Annotated in this window: 3 protein-coding genes; 2 read left to right on the forward strand and 1 reads right to left on the reverse strand. The window is 56.2% G+C overall.

Annotated features, from left to right (window positions below; genetic code table 11):
• Positions 1–75: 75 nt before the first annotated feature.
• The gene (locus AAAC48_RS05965; protein WP_340653302.1) at positions 76–507 is read right to left on the reverse strand and encodes a hypothetical protein; all 432 of its coding nucleotides are present in this window, start codon (positions 505–507) and stop codon (positions 76–78) included.
• Positions 508–1,081: 574 nt separating this feature from the next.
• On the opposite strand from AAAC48_RS05965, the gene AAAC48_RS05970 reads away from it, so the two are divergent.
• The gene (locus tag AAAC48_RS05970; protein ID WP_340653303.1) at positions 1,082–1,573 is read left to right on the forward strand and encodes a hypothetical protein; all 492 of its coding nucleotides are present in this window, start codon (positions 1,082–1,084) and stop codon (positions 1,571–1,573) included.
• The gene (locus tag AAAC48_RS05975) at positions 1,492–3,000 is read left to right on the forward strand and encodes an amino acid permease (protein WP_340653304.1); all 1,509 of its coding nucleotides are present in this window, start codon (positions 1,492–1,494) and stop codon (positions 2,998–3,000) included. Before AAAC48_RS05970 ends, AAAC48_RS05975 begins: the two co-directional genes overlap by 82 nt.
• Positions 3,001–3,129 lie beyond the last annotated feature (129 nt).

Below are 3,129 nucleotides of genomic sequence, written 5' to 3' on the forward strand. Positions count from 1 at the left end.
GAGTGAGCGACGTCAGCCGTACTCCGGTGGCTTAACAGCCAAGCCGCATCAACAAGCTTTGAACTATAGTCGGCTTTATCGGCCGAACATCTCCCGCAACCGAGCAAACATGCGTTGTCTCGCAATAAGCTTACGCAGGTGATAGGCCGCGGTCGAGGCGCTCACGGTCGCTCCGAAGTGGCAATAACAGATGACCCTGTGCAACTGGTTGTCAGTCAGTTCAAAGAACCGCCGTGCTTCGCCGTAACTGTCGTTTTCCAACCCGGCTGTGCGGAGGATAGGATCCTCGAAAGCAACCGAGATTGGCGACCCATCGCTGCGCATGGCCGCCCGCACGCTGGGAGGCTGATACTCGGTTTGGTGCAGCGTCGCGAGTCGCCGGTCAGGGCTTTGTTCGAGGAGGTCCGCCCAGCGTTCAAGACGTTCGCTGCGCGATATGGCGCGGCACTGATAGTTCCGATCGACTTTGGCGATAGCTTGCAGTTGTTCAGGTGCATGGTGCTTCATTTTGGCCTCCTGCTCACACGATAGTTGGTCCACCCATTTCCAATTGATAGCCGAAACAAGCGTGACTCTCGCCGATGGCGAAGTCTAATCACGCGGCTTTGATCAAGAAAATGTGCAGCGCGATTGCTTCATCAAAACAATCCGGGCAATTGCGCTTTCAGCAAGGCGTAGATCGTTGAACCCAACACAAACGTTAGAACCGCGGCGCCTATCATCTCTGGCAAGCCAAACCGGGATTTTGCAGTCTCGTCGTCAACCTTGGTTCGTAATGGCGGTTTCATGTGTCCTTCGTCAAAGATCCATTTAAGCGTCCACACCACACGATAACAAAACACCTGTCATGCGCGATATCTTTTCCCCCGATGCGGCCTCGAAACCATCGTCACGTCGAACACGCCGCGTTTTCCGTCCGATCCATGCAAGTATTTGACAAACTCTGCGAATGTGATGAAATCGATTATTGAGGCGCTGTGTAACAATACCATATTATATACTATAATACAGTTGCCTCAGGGACAACGAGACGATGGACGCTGTATGGCTTTTCGAGTCTTATCAGTCGAGTTCTACCCGGATGACGAACCGCGAAGGTCGTAGTCCAATAGCCTTCACCTGTGATCACGCTTCGACTATCCTGCCAGCCGAATTCGGCACGCTCGGCCTCCCCATCGCGGAAGTTGCTTACGACGTCGCCTTGGACCTCGGCGCGATGCCCTCGGCACGCCGCATGGCTGCCGCGCCCGGCCTGCTACCACCGGTTGGCGAGACTTCCAGCTTAACCGGTGACCGCGTCTATTTCACCCAAGAACGCCATGTGCCCTCAGAACGGAAATCTGCAACGATGAAATCTCTGGCGAAGCCTGTCAGCAAAAAAGGGCGGACCCTTCTGACAAACATGTTCACGGATCTTGGCCTGGAAGAGGATTCAGAAAGTCCGACCTCCGATTATCGGCCGCCCTATCATCTGACAGAGAGGGAAAAAACATGTCAAATGAAGCCAAGAAACATGAAGGAGGGGTCTCCTATCACATACCGGGTTCGGAATACTTCGAAAAACGCGAGTTAAGTCGCCATGCCGGTGTCTTCTCATTATGGGCGCTTGGCGTCGGCGCAGTGATCTCAGGCGATTTTTCCGGCTGGAACCTCGGTTTCGCCGTCGGCGGCTGGGGCGGCTTGTTTGTCGCAACGATCCTCATCACCATTATGTATTTGGGCCTTACTTACTCGATCGCCGAAATGAGTCCCGCTCTGCCGCATACCGGCGGCGCCTACTCCTTTGCGCGCACAGCTTTCGGTCCGTGGGGTGGTTTCGTCACTGGGCTTGCCGAGAACATTGAATATGTGCTGACGCCGGCGGTGGTCGTGTTCTTCATCGGCGCCTATCTAACGTCGATCTTCGGCACGCCAGACGCGTTTCAACCGGTGTGGTGGATCATCGGCTATTTGGTCTTTGTTGGGCTGAATGTCCGAGGTGTAGCACTGTCGTTCCAGGTTACCGTGTTCGTGACCCTGCTCGCTCTTGCTATCCTTGTTTTCTTCTTCATCAGTGCGGTGCCCTTCATGGAGTTCAGCAAATACGCCATGAATATCGGCGTCGGCCCGGATGGTGCTGCTGTCGAACTTCCCGGCGGCGGCGGGCCATTCCTGCCGTTCGGCGCCTATGGTGTCCTGGCGGCCATGCCGTTTGCCGTTTGGCTGTTCCTGGCGATTGAGCAGCTGCCGCTCGCTGCGGAAGAGTCAGTCGATCCGAAACGCGACATGCCAAAGGGCATCATGCTCGGCATGTTCACATTGATTGCCACGGGCTTCCTGATCCTGATCATCAATCCGGCGATTCCGGACGGTGCCTTCAAACTCGGCTCATCCGGCGAGCCGATCCTGGACGGCTTCCGAGCAATATATGGATCGGGTGCCGCCAAGCTTCTGGCGCTCGCCGCCGTCGCCGGTCTCGTCGCCAGTTTCCACGCGATCATCTTCGCTTTCGGCCGGCAAATTTACTCGCTGTCGCGCGCCGGATATTTCCCGCACTTTCTGTCGGTTACGCACGGCGATCACAAGACCCCGAACGTCGCGCTGATCGCCGGTTCGTTGCTCGGCCTGGGCGTGATGCTGGTGGTTTGGTACACGCAGGGCGGCGTGAAGGCCGGTTCGTTCATCGGTGGTGTTCTGCTCAATATGGCGGTTTTCGGAGCAATGATCTCGTATCTGCTACAGGCACTTTCCTTCATTCGCCTGCGGCAGCGCTTCCCGAATATCGAGCGGCCTTATCGCAGTCCTCTCGGCATTCCCGGAGCTGCAGCGACCGTCGTCATTGCGCTCATGACCATCTACTTCCAGCTCACCGACCCGGTCTACCAGACCGGCGTCATTGGTGTGGCGATCTGGTACGCCCTCGGCATTGTTTATTTCGGCGCTTATGGACGCAAAACGCTCGTTTATTCGCCGGAGGAGGAATTCGCCGTCAAGCAGCGTGAAGGCTCAGGTTCTATCTAAACCCTTTTCGCTGCAAGTGAAGTTGCTGTCCGACCGCTTCGGCGGCCGGACAGACTACAGTTCGCTCGCTGGCCGCCATTGTGAAGAGCCCTTGGTGCTTTGCATTTCGGTTTCCATGTGTGGTGCAAC

The sequence above is a fragment of the Phyllobacterium sp. genome (assembly GCF_037994405.1).
In the GTDB taxonomy this organism is placed as follows: Bacteria; Pseudomonadota; Alphaproteobacteria; order Rhizobiales; family Rhizobiaceae; genus Phyllobacterium.